The organism is Nonomuraea salmonea (assembly GCF_042428605.1).
Taxonomy (GTDB): Bacteria; Actinomycetota; Actinomycetes; order Streptosporangiales; family Streptosporangiaceae; genus Nonomuraea; species Nonomuraea salmonea.
In genome coordinates, this window is record NZ_JBHMCF010000003.1 from 483,861 (window position 1) to 499,028 (window position 15,168).

The 15,168-nt window shown below is 75.0% G+C and carries 2 protein-coding genes; both read right to left on the bottom strand.

The window, feature by feature from the left end; all coding sequences use genetic code 11:
• Positions 1–29: 29 nt before the first annotated feature.
• Positions 30–11,699: a non-ribosomal peptide synthetase gene (locus ACFFR3_RS03480; protein WP_379482578.1), complete on the bottom strand. Its 11,670-nt coding sequence runs from the start codon at positions 11,697–11,699 to the stop codon at positions 30–32.
• On the bottom strand, positions 11,696–15,118 hold the full coding sequence (locus ACFFR3_RS03485) for a non-ribosomal peptide synthetase (RefSeq protein WP_379482579.1): 3,423 nt from the start codon (positions 15,116–15,118) through the stop codon (positions 11,696–11,698). The genes ACFFR3_RS03480 and ACFFR3_RS03485 overlap by 4 nt, the downstream gene beginning before the upstream one ends.
• Between the last annotated feature and the right edge of the window lie 50 nt (positions 15,119–15,168).

A 15,168-nucleotide genomic window follows, 5' to 3' on the forward strand; every position in this document is an offset into this window, starting at 1 on the left:
CCCTCGGGGCCGGCCGCTCCCGCCGGGGGCTACTCGGCGCCGAAGCGCTGAGTGCCCGACAGCTCGGTGATGAACGCCGCCACCCCGCGACCGCCGTCGCCGTTCGCCAGCAGGACGAAGCCGTCACCGCCGGTGACCCGGCACATCGTCATCGCCCAGTAGCCGGTGAACTCGCCGACCGCGCCGAAGTCCAGCTCCTTCTCCGACCGGTCCACCACCATGGACAGGCCGTAGAGGCTGCCCGGCGTGGCCGTGAGCATCTGCCCGGCCAGCTCCCGCGTGATCAGGGCAGGCTCGCCCAGGTACGCGCGCCGGATCTCCAGCTGCACCCGGGCCAGGTCCGCCGCCGTCGTCCACAGCCCGCCCGCGGCCGTCGCCGGGTGGATCAGGCCGAAGCCGTCGATCGGCGTGCCGAACGTGTCGTGGCCGTGCGCGATCGGGCGTCCTGAGCCGTGCGGGAAGCCGGCCTCGTAGCCGCTGCCCGTCATGCCCAGCGGGTCGAGCACCGTCTCCCGTGCCAGGGCCGGGAAGTCGGCGCCGGTGACGTCCGTCAGGAGCTGCTCCAGCACCAGGTAGTTGACCACGTTCTTCTCGAACGTCCCCACCGGGCGGTCCTGGCGGACCGCCGGGGTGCGCGCCGGCGCCCGGCCCAGCAGCGCGTCCAGCACCGTGGGGACCGGCTCGCCGTCGCGGTACGGCGGATACTCGGGGTCCCTGGCCAGGCCCGAGGTGTTGGCCAGCAGGTGCCGTACGGTGATCGGCGCGCCCTCCGCCCCCGGCACCCGCCAGGAGGTGAGGAGGTCGTTGACGTCGGCGTCCAGGTCCAGCCGGCCGCGCGCGGCCAGCGTGAGCGTGACCAGCGACGTCACCTGCTTGCTCACCGACGCCACCCGGAACACCGTGTCAGGCGTCACGGGGTCGCCGCGCCTGGCGTCGAGGCGGCCGTACGCGCTGATCCCGGCGATCCTGCCGTCCCTGATCACGGCCAGGCTGACACCGGGCACGTGGTGCCGCTCCATGGTCGGCACCGGCGACGGGATCGCCGCCCCGCCGAGCTCCGCGACGACCTGCTCGGCCAGGGAGCGGATCGTCGCCTCGTCGTGGAGCGCGTACGTCCACGTCAGCCGGGGGCCGGTGACGTCGATCTCCAGGACGTACTCGCGGGGGGCGAGCGGGTCGCGGACCGCCGTGATCCGCTCCGGGACGAAGGCGCCCGGTGTGCCCGGCTCGTACCCGAACCTGATCTGGGGTGCGGGCAGTGCGGCGAGCACGTCGGCGACGGGGCCAGCCTGGCGCAGCAGCTCGTACCCCAGGCCCTCGTCCGGGACGGCGGCGAGCTGGCCCGCCACCGAGGCGAGCACCGACGCGCGCTGCGGCGGCACCCACAGGCTCACCGGGAACCGGTGCGCGAACGGCCCGGCCGCGTCCTGCGGCGCGTGCCCCGCCCTGGTCTCCACGTCGAGCAGCACGCGGTCGCCGCCGCTCCAGCGGGCGAGCACGACCGCCAGCGCGGCCAGCACCTCCTCCCGCGACGGCACCGGCTCTGGCAGCGGCACGCTCAGCGACCGCGCGGTCCCCGTGCCGGACGGGTGGTCCAGCGGGATCGGGGGCGCGGGCGTCCTGGTGAGCCAGTGGTGGGCCTGGGCCATCAGGTCGTCAGGCTCCGGCAGCGCGGCGGCCCACCGCCGCAGCGTCCCGCCGTCCCCTTCCGGCAGCGCGCAGCCGCGGCAGGCGCTCTCCAGGTCACGCAGGAGGATGGGCAGGGAGGCGCGGTCGGCGGCGAGCTCGTGGACAGCGAGGATCAGCACCGGCCGGTCCGCTCCCGTCGTGGCGAGCACGGCGCTGAGCAGCGGCCCGTGCTCCGGGTCGAGCCGCTCGTACGCGGCCGCCGCCGCCTGGTCGTCGCCCTCGACCTGGCGGAACGACACCGGGATCGCGTGGTGGGCGGCGACGGCGTGCAGGGCGTCCGCCAGCGTCGCCGTGTCGATCTGCTCGGGGACGGGGACGCGGAGCTGCCAGTGGTCGTAGCGGTGCCCGCCCGGCCTGGACAGGACCCGGCGCTGTGCCGGTGTCAGGGCGGGTCCTGCCCCCGGCTCGCCGGCGCCGTCGAGGGCGGTGGCCAGCTCGGCGATGGAGCCGTGCTGGTAGAGCAGGCGCAGCGTCACCGGCAGGCCGGCCTCCCTGGCCTGGGTCATGGCCTTGAGTATCGTCAGCGAGTCGCCGCCGAGGTCGAAGAACCGGTCGTGCGCCCCCACCGGGTCCACGCCCAGCAGCCGCGACCAGATCCCGGCCAGCGTGCGCTCGGCCGGGGTGCGCGGCGCCACGAAGTCCCGCTCCGACGACCACAGGGCGGCCCGGTCGGGGGCGGGCAGCGCGCGCTGGTCGAGCTTGCCGTTGACGGTCAGCGGGACCGCCTCCAGCGGCACGAACGCGGCCGGCACCATGTAGTCGGGCAGCCGCTCCCCGCAGTACGCGGCCAGGTCGGCGGCCGGCGGCAGCTTCCCGCCGTCGGGCACGCAGTACGCCACCAGCCGCCGCGCGGGCCCGTCGCCGCGCGCCACGACCACGCTCTCCCGCACGGCGGGATGGGCGGCCAGCACGGCCTGGATCTCCCCTGGCTCGATGCGGTGCCCGCGTACCTTGACCTGGTCGTCCACCCGGCCGAGGAAGTGCAGCGCGCCGTCGGCCCTGCGGCGTACCAGGTCGCCGGTGCGGTAGCAGCGCGCGCCGGGCGGCCCGAACGGGTCGGGCACGAAGCGCTCCGCGGTCAGGCCGGGACGGCCGAGGTAGCCGCGGGCCACGCCGGCGCCGCCGACGTACAGCTCGCCAGGCGCCCCTTCCGGGACCTCGTGCCCGTACGGGTCCAGCACATACGTGCGGACGTCGTCGAGCGGCCGGCCGATCGGCACGCCGTCCACCGTGCCCAGGTCGGTGGCGGCGAGGGCCTGGTACGTGACGTGGATGGTGCACTCGGTCGGCCCGTACGCGTGCGCCAGGTCGCACCGGTCGAGCCCCCAGGCGTCGAGGTCGGACGGTTCGAGCCGGTCGCCGCCGAACACCACCTCGCGCAGCGACAGCCGCGCCAGCGTGGCCTCGTCGCCGTCCGCCGCCCCGATCATCGAGCGGAACGCCACCGGCGACAGCGACAGCGTCGTCACCCGCTCGGCGATGAGCAGGTCGAGCAGGTCGCGGGGCGAGCGGGCGGTCTCGGTCGGGACGATCACCAGCCGGCCGCCGTGCAGCAGCGCGCCCCACAGCTCCCACACCGACACGTCGAAGGCGTAGGAGTGCAGCAGCGCCCAGGTCCTGTCGGAGCCGAGGGCGACCTGACCCGACAGGGCCGCGTAGAGGCGCAGCACGTTGGCGTGGGTGACGGCGACGCCCTTGGGGCGGCCGGTCGAGCCCGAGGTGTAGCACACGTACGCCAGGTGGCCAGGCTCGGTCCCGCTCTCCGGGGGTGTCGCGGGGAGCGCGGCGATGCGGGCGGCATCGGTGTCGAGCAGCACCTGCTCGACGCCCTCGGCGGTCACCGACGGCGCGAGGCCGGCGGCGGTGACGGCCACGGCCGCCCCGGAGTCGGCCAGCATGAACCGCAGCCGGTCGGCCGGCGACGTGGGCGGCAGCGGCAGGTACGCGGCGCCGGCCTTGAGCACGGCCAGCAGCGTGACCACGAGGTCGGCGCCGGGTTCGAGACAGACCCCGACCAGCGTCTCCGGGCCCGCGCCCAGCTCACGCAGCCGGTGCGCGAGCCGGTTGGCCCGCACGTCCAGCTCCCCGTAGGTCAGCCGCCCGCCGGGGTCTCCACGGTGCACGACCGCGACGGCGTCCGGGGTCTCGTGGGCGCGCCGCTCGAACACCTCGTGCAGGCTGCGGGGCAGCGGGTGCTCGACCGCCGGGACGCTCTCGCGCGAGGTGCGCTCGGCCGGCGGCAGGCAGGTGGCGCGGGCGTCGCCGTCCGGGTCGGCCACCATGGCCTCCAGCACCGCGCGGTGCATCGCGGCCAGCCGGTCGGCGTTGCGCCGGCTCATGGCGTGCGTGTTGGAGCGCAGGATGAGGTACGTCGGCGTGGCCGGCACCCCGAGCGCGAACTCGGTCGGGTCCTCGCCCTCGGTGGCGGTGACGTCGATCAGGCCGGTGTCCACCTGGTCGAAGTCCTGGTAGCTGAACGCCGTGCCGATGAGCCTGCGCCCGTCGCCCAGCTCCCGCTGGATGACCGGCATGGGGAACCTGCGGTGCGGCCACAGGGCCAGCTCGCCGTCGAAGGTCCGCCGGATGAGGTCCAGCCAGGTCCTGGCACCCCTGTCGTACGCGAACGGCAGCGTGTTGAGGTGCATGCCGTAGACGCGCTCGCCGCCCTGGGCCTCCAGCCGCCCGTTGCACACCAGGCCGGTGACGAACTCGGGCTCCGAGGTGAGCATGCCGAGCACCTTGAGGTGGGCGGCGAGCAGCACGCTCTTCAGCGAGGCGCCGGCCTGGGCCGCCAGGGCGCGCAGGCGTTCCTCGAGGTCTGCGTACATGAGGACGACGTGGTAGTCCTCACGCGGCAGGTGCGGCTCGCCCCAGGCGGCGGGCAGCGCGAAGCCGGGCCTGCCGGTGACGACCTCGCGCCAGTAGGCGCGGTCATCGGCCGATTCGAGCGCGCGCAGCTCGGCGGCGATGAAGTCGGCGTAGCGGACGGACGGCGGCTCGACGCGGGGCGGCCCGGCGCCGTCCCTGAGCGCGCGGTAGTCGTCGAGCAGCTCCATGAGCAGGCCGTGGAAGCTCCAGCCCTCGCTGACGGCGTGCAGCACGGTGAACGACAGCCACCACGACGCGTCGTCCTTGAGCAGCGCGGTGATCCTGATCAGCGGCGCCCGTTCCAGGTCGAAGCGGTGGGCGCGCTCCTGGGCGCGGAAGTTCCGCATGGCCAGCTCGCGACCGCCGTCGTCGAGGCCGCGCAGGTCGAGCACGCGGACCGGGATCTCGGCGCTCTCGTGGACGAGCTGCATGGGCACGGAGTGCCCGGACAGCCGGATGGAGGTCCGCAGCGCCTCGTGGCGGGCGGCGGCGATCCCGGCGGCGGCGCGCAGCGCGTCGAGCGAGAACGGGCGCGGGTCGCGGACGAGGAACGACATGGTGTTGTGGTAGTAGCCGTGCTCCTGCCCGGCCAGCATCTCCACGATCATCCCGCGCTGCACCTCGGACAGCGGGTAGGCGTCGGTGATACCGCCGGGGAGCGTGGCCAGGTCCGCGGCGGGCACCAGCGCGAACGGCTCGACCGCGCGCCGCTCCTCGCCGGCCTTCTCGCGCCCGGCCAGCGTGGCGGCCAGCTCGGCGACCGTGCGGTGCTCGAAGACGTCCTGGACGGAGACGTCCAGGCCCTGCTCCTGCAGCGCGCCCACCACGGTGACGGCCCTGATGGAGTGGCCGCCGCGCTCGAAGAAGTTGTCGTGCACGCCGATGCGCTCGTGCCCGAGCACCGTCCGCCACACCTCGGCGATCAGCGTCTCCAGCTCGTTGCGCGGCTCCACGTGGGCGGAGCCGCTCTGGCCGCGCGGGTCGGGGTCGGGCAGCGCGGCCCTGTCCACCTTGCCGTTGGCGTTGAGCGGGATGCGGTCGAGCGGCACGAACAGCGCGGGCACCATGTAGTCGGGCAGCCGGGTGCCGCAGTGCGCGGCCAGCTCGGCGGCGGACGGCAGGGCGGCGTCGGCGGGCACGCAGTACGCGACCAGCGACCGGTCCCCCGCCTCGCCCGCGCGGACGACGACCACGGCGTCCCTGACGCCAGGATGGTCGAGCAGCACGACGCGGATCTCGCCCGGCTCGACCCGGTAGCCGCGCACCTTGACCTGGTCGTCCACCCGCCCGGCGAAGCAGACCGCGCCGTCGCCGCGCACCCAGGCCCGGTCGCCGGTGCGGTAGAGGCGGCCCCCTGGCGGCCCGAACGGGTCGGGCACGAACCTGTCGGCGGTCAGCCCAGGACGTCCCGCGTAGCCGCGGGCGACGCCGGTGCCGCCGACGTACAGCTCGCCGGTGACGCCGAAGGGCGCCGGCCGCATGTGCTCGTCGAGGACGTACATGGTCATGCCGGGCAGCGGGCGGCCGATGGGGACGATCTCGTCCCGCTCCCGCTTCATGATCGGGTAGGTGCAGGTGCCGACCGTCGCCTCGGTGGGCCCGTACTCGTTGACCAGGCCGCCGGGACCGAGCACGCGCAGCCAGTGCTGGGCGGTGCTGCCCGGCAGCGCCTCGCCCGCCACCACGATCATCTCGGCCAGCCTGGCCGCCTGGGCGCCCTTGAGCTGGCCGGCGAGCACGTCGAGGTGGCCGGGGGTGAGCTTGATGAAGCTGTAGGGGCCGTGCTCGGCCAGCTCGCGGCCGAGCCTGGACAGGTCGAGGTCGGCGGGCAGCAGCCGGACCGGCTGGCCGGTGGCGAGCGGCGCCCAGACGTTCGGGACGACGAGGTCGAAGGCCACCGAGGAGAACAGCGGCGCGCCCGTGGTGCCCTGCGCGGCCAGCTCCTCCGCCGCCCAGCGGACGTGGTTGGCCAGGCCGCGATGGGTGACGAGCACGCCCTTCGGCCGGCCGGTCGAGCCCGAGGTGAAGATGATCTGCGCGACGCCGTCCAGGTCCGTGCGGACGCCGGGCGAGGTGGCGGGCAGCCCGTCGAGGCTCGCGTCGGCGAGGTCCACGACCTCGACCCCGACCCCGACCCCGACCCCGGCCTCGACCTCGATCTCGGTGAACGCGTCGGGCGTGTCGGTGACGACCGCCCGCGCGCCGGCGTCGGCCAGCATCGTCGCCATGCGCCCCGCCGGGAACGACGGGTCGAGCGGCACGAACGCGGCGCCCGACTTCCACACCCCGATGAGGCTCGCGAGCAGGTCGGGGCCGCGGGCGGCGAGCACGCCGACCGCGCTCTCCGGCCCGGCGCCGAGCGCGCGCAGCCGGTGCGCGACGCGGCTGGCCCTGGCGTCCAGCTCGGCGTACGTCCACGAGCCGCCGTCGAAGGCCGCCGCCACCGCGCCCGGGTTGCGGGCCGCCTGCCGCTCGAACAGGTCGAGCACGCTCGCGTCCACGGGGCGGGTGCGGGTGACGTTCAGCTCGGTGACGAGCCGGTCGTACTCGCCGGGCGGCAGCAGCACCGCGTCGGCGTCCCCGTCCGGACCCTCGACGATGGACTCCAGCGCGGCCCGGTACATCGCGCCCAGCCGGTCCACCGCCTCCTCCGAGACGTGCTGCACGTTGGCGGTGACCATGAGATGGCCGGCCAGGATGTGCACGCCCAGGCCGAACTCCGTCGGGCTGTCGTCGATGACCGAGTCGCCGTCGAACAGGTCGGTGTCCACCTGGTGGAAGTCCAGGTAGACGAAGCGGGTGTCGATCAGCCGCTCGGGGCCCGCGTCGCGCTGGATCTCCGGCATGGGGAAGCGCTGGTGCGACCAGAGCTCGGTCTCCTGCTCGAACAGCCGGCGCGCCAGCTCGCCCCAGGTGCGGGCGCCCCGCTCGTACGGGAAGGGCAGCGTGTTGAGGTAGAGGCCGTGCACCCGGTCCGCGCCCGGCGCCTCCAGCCTGGCGTGGAAGACCAGGCCGGTGAAGAACGCGCGCTGGTCGGTGAGCGTGCTCATGACCTTCATGTGCGCGGCGAGCAGCATGCTCTTCAGCGGGACGCCCGCCGCGCTCGCCGCCGCCCGCAGCCCCTCCTCGTAGCCGGCCAGCGGGATGCGGATGCGGTACTCCCGCCTGGGCGCGTCCTGGCCCGCCCCGAGCCCGGCGGGCAGCGCGAACTTGGGGACGGAGGTGACGATCGAGCGCCAGTACGCCCGTTCCGCGTCGTCGGCGAGCACGGCCTGCTCGGCGGCGATGAAGTCGGCGTACCTGATGGCGGGCAGGTCGGCGAGCGTCGCCTCGGTCCCGTCACGCAGCGCGCGGTAGACGGTGAGGATCTCCATGAGCAGCGAGTGGTAGCTCCAGCCCTCCAGGACGGCGTGGCACTCGGTGATGGTGATCCACCAGCCCTCGGCGGCGCAGCGGTGCGCGGAGACCCGGATCAGCGGCGGTTTCGCCAGGTCGAACAGCCGGGTGCGCTCGTTGGTGACGAACGCGCGCACGGCCGCGCGCTGCCCGTCCAGGTCGAGGTCGCCGAGGTCGGCGACCGGCACGTTCACCTCGACGTCCTCCGGGCGGTGCACGAGCTGCATCGGCGCCGAGTAGCCGGTGAGCGCGAGCGACGTGCGCAGCGCCTCGTGCCGGCCGACGACCGTGCGGGTCGCCTCGCGCAGCAGGTCGGGCTCCAGGGGCCGGTCGTCGAGCACGCGGAAGGCGGTGGCGTTGAGGTAGAGGTTCAGGTCGCCGTCCGAGAGCATCTCGACGACCATGCCGGTCTGCAGCCGCGACATCGGGTACGCGTCCAGCACCCCGCCGGGGACCTTGGCCCGGTCCTGCTCCGTGAGCAGCGCGAACGGCCGCACCGGGGTCAGGCCGCCCGAACGGCTCTCCTCCTCACCGCCGCGCTCGTCCAGCCGGGCCGCCAGCGTGGCCACGGTCCGCGTCTCGAACAGATCGGCGACCCTGACGTCCAGGCCCGCGTCGCGCAGGCCGCCCGCCAGCACGACGGCCAGGATGGAGTCGCCGCCGAGCTCGAAGAAGTCGTCATGCACGCCGACGCGGCCGGTGGGCAGCGTCTCCGTCCACACGGTGGCGATGAGCTCCTCGATCGCCGTGCGCGGCGCCACGTACCCGGCTCCGGCGGGCAGCGCCGCGTCGCCCGGCGCGGGCAGGGCGCGGCGGTCCACCTTGCCCTGCGCGGTCAGCGGGATCTCGGCCACCGGCACGAACACGGCGGGCACCATGTAGTCGGGCAGCGACCCGGCCAGCGTCGCGCGCAGCTCACCGGGGTCGAAGGCGGCGGGGTCGGCCGGCACGACGTACGCGATGAGCCTGGCCGCGCCCGGCACGTCCTCGCGGGCCACGACCACGGCGTCGCGCAGCCGGTCGTCGGCCCGCAGCCGGGCCTGGATCTCGCCCGGCTCGACCCGGTAGCCGCGGATCTTCACCTGGTCGTCGATGCGGCCCAGGTATTCGAGGCCGCCGTCCGGCCGCCGCCGCGCGAGGTCGCCGCTGCGGTAGAGCCGCGAGCCCGGCGGGCCGTACGGGTCGGGCACGAACCGCTGCGCGGTCAGCCCGGGCCGGTCGAGGTAGCCGCGGCCGACGCCCGCGCCGCCCACGCAGATCTCGCCGGTCGCGCCGAGCGGCACGACGTTGCCGCGCTCGTCCAGCAGCACCACCCACAGGTCGTCGATGGGCCGCCCGACGGGGGACGCCTCGGCGGGTTCGAGGTCCCGTTCCGTCACCTCGTAGTGGGTGACGTGCACGGTCGTCTCGGTGATGCCGTACATGTTGACCAGGGCGGGCGCGGTGAGGCCGCGCCGGTCGGTCCACGGGCGCAGGTCGGGCATCTCCAGCCGCTCGCCGGCGAAGATCACCAGGCGCAGCGCGAGCCGGTCCACGCGGGGGTCGTCCTGCGCGGCCAGGCGCACCAGCCGGTAGAAGGCGCCAGGCGTCTGGTTCAGCACCGTCACCCGCTGCTCGACCAGCAGGTCCATCAGGTCGTCCGGCGATCTCGCCGTGTCGAACGGCACGATCACCAGCCGGCCGCCGTGCAGCAGCGCGCCCCACAGCTCCCACACCGACACGTCGAAGGCGTAGGAGTGGAACATCGGCCACACGTCGTCAGGGCCGAACCCGAACCGCTCGCGGGTGGCCGTCAGCAGGCGCAGCACGTTGGCGTGCGTCAGGCACATGCCCTTCGGCCGGCCCGTGGACCCCGAGGTGTAGATCACGTAGATGAGGTCGCCCGGGACGGAGGCGGGGCCGAGGTCGGTGTCCGGGTGGCTCTCGATGGCGGCGGCGTCCCGGTCGAGGACGATCACCTCGCCGCCGTGCACCCGCTCGACCAGCTCCAGGTGCTCCGAGCGGGTGACGACGACGGGCGCGCCCGCGTCCGACACCATGAACGCCAGCCGGTCCGCCGGGTACGCCGGATCCAGCGGCAGGTACGCCCCGCCCGCCTTCAGCACTGCCAGCAGCGTCACCACCAGCTCGGCGCTGCGGTCGAGGCAGACGCCCACGAGCGACCCCGCGCCGACGCCGGCGCCGCGCAGCCGGTGCGCCAGCCGGTTGGCCCGCGCGTTCAGCTCGGCGTAGGTCAGGTGACGGCCGCCGTCGGTGACCGCGACCGCGCCCGGCGTGGCCGCGACCTGCTCAAGGAACGCCTCGGGCAGCGTACGCGAGTCGGCGGGCCCAGGCCGCACGGGGCCGGTGGCGACCGCCAGCTCGTCAGGACCGAGCAGGTCCAGGCGGTCGACCGGGGTGTCGGGGGCGGCGGCGATGCCGGCCAGCAGGCGCACCAGGTTCGCGGCCGTGCGCTCGACCGTCTCCCGGTCGAACAGCGCGGTGGAGTACTCGACCTGCCCGATCAGCGACCCGTCGGGCGTCTCCTGGAGCTGGAGCGTGAGGTCGAACTTGGAGATCCGCCAGGGCGCCTCCAGCGACTCGGCCCGCACGCCCGGCAGGTCGAGCGCGGCGGCCTTGGGCTCGTGCATGGTGAACGCCACCCGGAACAGCGGCGTGCGCGAGCGGTCGCGGGCCGGCTCCAGCTCGTCCACCAGCCGGGAGAACGGCATGTCCTGGTGGTCGAGCGCGTCGAGCACCGCCGCCTGCGTGCCGGCCAGCAGGCCCGCGAACGTCTCGCCGGGCCGCCACCGGCCGCGCATGACGAGGCTGTTGATGCCGTAGCCGAACATGCCCTGCAGCTCGGGCCTGTTGCGGTCGGAGACCACGGTGCCGACGGTGACGTCGGTCCTGCCGGTGTAGCGGGCGAGCAGCGCCTGGAAGCCGGCCAGCAGGACGGTGAACAGCGTCGTCTCGCGGCCCCTGGCGATCTCGCGCAGCGCCGCGCCGAGCCTGGCGTCCACCTCGATGGGGACCGCCGCGCCGCGCCAGTCCCGTACGTCGGGGCGCGGCCGGTCGGCGGGCGGCTCGGTCGGGACGAGGTCGGCCAGCTGCTCGCGCCAGTAGCTCAAGGTGCCGTCGAAGGCGCCGTCGGCGGCCCTGGCCCGCTGGTGGGCGGCGTAGTCGGCGTACTGGAGCGGCGGCTGCGGCAGCGAGCCTGGAGCGCGGTAGAGGGCGCTCAGCTCCTCCTCGAACAGGCGCAGCGACCACTCGTCGCACGCGATGTGGTGGAAGACCACCACCAGCAGGCTCAGCTCGTCGCCGACGCGCACCAGGCGGACCCTGACCGGCCACTCCTCGGCCAGGTCCATGCCGCGGGCCACCTCGTCCTCGGCGATCCGCAGGGCACGTTCCTCGTCGCCGCCGCGCAGGTCGTCCACTTTGAAGGGGACCTCGCCCGGCGGGTCAACGAGCTGCACCGGCTCGGCCCCCGCCACCGCGTAGCGGGTGCGCAGGATCTCGTGCCGGGCGGCGATCTCGTCGATCGCGCGGCGCAGCGCCGCCACGTCCACCGGGCCGGTGAGCCGCAGGATCATGGGGACGAGGTATTCGGGGCTGTCCGGTTCGAGGCGGTTGAGGAACCACATCTGCTGCTGCCCGTACGACAGCGGCAGCGGCACCCCGCGGTCGGCCCGCGGGATCCGCGACCGGCCGCCGGCCCGGCGGCGCAGCAGGGCCTCCTCGCGCTCGATGTCGATCTGCGTCATGCCCGCTGCTCCTCTACTACCGTCGGTTGCTGGTCCGGTCCCGCGCCGGCGAGCGCGCGGACGGCCTCGGCCAGCCGCGCGACCGAGGGGCGCTCGAAGATCAGCCGGACCGGCAGGTCGAGATCGAAGTCCTCCTGCACGTGCGCCATCAGCGTGAGCGCCAGCCGGGACGTGCCGCCCAGGTGGAAGAAGTTCTGCATCACGCCGACCTCGCGGCCGAGCAGCTCCGAGCAGCGCTCGGCGAGCAGCCGCTCGATGGGGCCGCGCGGCGCGTCGGCGTGCGCGCCCAGCTCGCGCAGCGTCGCTCCGCCCGGTGCCGCCGCCAGCACGCGCAGGTAGTGCTCGGCCATCCTGGCGATCGTGGGCTCGTCGAACAGGGAGGTGGCGTACTCGATGATGCCCTTCACGCTCCCGTCGGGAGCCGTGTGCAGGAACAGGGTCAGGTCGGTCTTGGCGACCCCCCAGACGTCCCGGAGCGGGTCGAGGTCGCCGCCGCCCGAGACGGTGACGCCCTCCTCCATGAAGTTGAACATCACCTGGTAGAGCGGGGTCCGCGACAGGTCGCGCGCCGGGGCCAGCGCCTCCACGACCCGCTCGAACGGCACGTCGCGGTGAGCCAGCGCGCGCCTGTTGCGCTCCCACACGGCGTCCATCGCGGACGCGAAGCTCATCTCGGGCTCCAGCGCGCACCGCACGACGAGCGTGTTGTGGAACGGGCCCGCGACCCCGGCCAGCTCCGGCCTGGTCCTGCCCGCCGTGGGCACGCCGAGCGGCACGTCCCACTGGCCGCTCCAGCGGGCCAGCAGCGTGCAGAACGCCGTCAGGTACGCCGCCAGCGGGGTCGTGCCCCTGCGGCGGCTCAGCTCCGAGAGGCCGTCCGAGCAGGCGCGCGGCACCTCGAAGGTGAGCGTGGCGCCGCGCGGGTCGCGGACGGCCGGGCGCGGGTGGTCCGCGGGCAGGTCGAGCCTGGGCAGGCCGGCCAGCTCCTCCCGCCAGAAGGCGAGCTGCGGCTCCAGGAACGCCTCTGTCATGCGGTCGCGCTGCCAGACGGCGTAGTCGGCGTACTGGACGGGCAGCGGCGCCAGCCCGGGCTCCCGGCCGGCGGCGAGTGCGGCGCACAGCTCCCTGATCTCGGCGCCGAGCAGCACCGACGACTGTCCGTCCGAGGCGATGTGATGCACGGCCAGCGCCAGCACGTGGCCCCCGCTGCCCTGGTCCCCCAGCGATGCGGCCTCTCCGGCCGGGGCTGCGTCCTGGCCGCGGACCAGGAGGGCGCGCCAGACGGGGCCGCGGACCAGGTCGAAGCCCTCGCGGAAGGTGCCGGCGAGCAGCTCGGCCAGTGCGGCGGGGTCGTCCGGGCGGTCGGCCACGGGGAGGGTGACCGGGGCGGGGTCGTCGACGACCTGCCGGGGCTCGCCGCCCTCCATGCGGTAGCGGGTGCGCAGCACCTCGTGCCGGGCGACGAGCGCCGTCATGGCGCGTTCGACCGTCGCCGTGCCGAGGTCGGCGGGCAGCGGGACCAGCAGCGGCGTCACCCACTCAGGGTTGCCCGGGTCCATCCTGTCGAGGAACCAGAGCTGGTGCTGCTCGACGGAGAGCGGCAGCGGCCGGTCCCTGGGCGCGCGCGGCACCGTGGCGACCGGCTCGGCGGCCTCCTCGACGAGCCGCGCCTGCTCGGCCACCGTGCCGGCGGCGAACAGCCGGTGCACGGCCACCTCGCGGCCCACGGCGGCGCTCAGCCTGGCTGCCAGCCTGGCCAGCAGCAGCGAGGAGCCGCCGCGCTGGAAGAAGTCGTCGTCGGCGCGCACGCCGGTGACGCCGAGCAGGTCCTGCCAGACGCGGGCGACGGTCTGCTCGGCGTTCGTGAGCGGCCTGGCCGGGCCGTCGGACGTCGCGTCGAAGTCAGGCGCGGGCAACGCGGCCCTGTCCACCTTGCCGCTGGTCGTCAGCGGCAGCGCGGCGAGCGGCACGAACAGGGACGGCACCAGCGCGTCGGGCAGCCGGTCACGCAGGTACGCGCGCAGCGCGGCGGCCTGCGGCGGTTCGCCGTCCCGGCCCACGACGTACGCGACCAGCCTGGCCGCGCCGTCGGCCCCTGGACCGGCCGTCACGGCGGCCCCGCGCAGGCCGGGATGCGTCAGCAGGACCGACTCCACCTCGCCCGGCTCGATCCGCACGCCGTTGACCTTGACCTGCGCGTCGATGCGGCCGTCGTAGTCGAGCGTGCCGTCGGGCCGCCACCTGACCAGGTCGCCGGTGCGGTACATGCGGCTGCCGGGCGGGCCGTACGGGTCGGGCAGGAAGCGTTCGGCGGTCAGGGCGGGCCTGCCCAGGTAGCCGCGAGCCAGGCCGACGCCGCCCGCGTGCAGCTCGCCGGGGGCTCCGAGTGGCGCGAGCGCGCCGCCCTCGTCGAGCACGCGCAGCCTGATGCCGTCGATCGGCCGCCCGATCGGCACCCGGCCCGCGTTCTGCTCCGGGTCGGCCAGGTGGGCGGTCACGTCGATGGCGCACTCGGTGGGGCCGTAGGTGTTCCAGATCGTCACGGGGAGCCGCTTGCGTACGAGCTCGCACAGCTCGGCGTCCAGCGGCTCGCCGGCCGAGAAGAGCAGCCGCAGCGCCCCGCACTCCCGCCAGCCCGGCTCGTCCACCAGCAGCCGCAGCAGCGAGGGCACGACCTGGAGCACGGACACGTCGTACGCGGCGACCGCGCGCAGCAGCGCCGCCGGGTCGCGCTCGGCGCCGTGTGGGGCGAGCACCACGGCGCCGCCGCTGACGAGCGGCGCGAAGATCTCCCACCCGGCCGCGTCGAACGTCAGCGTCGTCTTCTGCAACACCCGGTCTGCTGGGCCGAGCCCGTGCTCCCGTACCGTCCACGTGACCCGGTTGGCGATGGCGCCGTGCCCGATCAGCACCCCCTTGGGCCGGCCGGTCGAGCCGGAGGTGTAGATCACGTAGGCGAGCCGGTCGGGGTCGGCGGCGACGTCCGGCGACGTGCCGGGCTCACCGTCGAAGGCGTCCATGGCGACCCGCACCGCACCGTCCGGCAGCACCAGGTCCCAGTCGGGGCCGGTGCCGGAAGCGGTGGTGGGGTCAGGGTCGGGGTCGGTGAGGACGAGCGGGGTGGCGGTGTCGGTCAGGATCCAGTGCGTGCGGTCGGCGGGGTGGCCGGGGTCGAGGGGGACGTACGCCGCCCCCGCCTTCCACACGCCGAGCAGGGCGGCCACCAGGCCGGCGCCGCGCCGCAGGCAGACGCCGACCGGCGTCTCCGGCCGCACGCCCCTGGCGAGCAGCCCGTTGGCGACCTGGTTGGCGCGGCGCTCCAGCGTCGCGTAGTCCAGCTCCCGCCCGCCGTCCACGACGGCCACGGCCCCGGGGGTCCGCGCCGCCTGGGCGGCGAACAGGCCGGGAAGCAGGCCCATAGACAGGCCCATAGACAGGCCCGGAGACAGGCCCGGAGACAGGCGCGGCT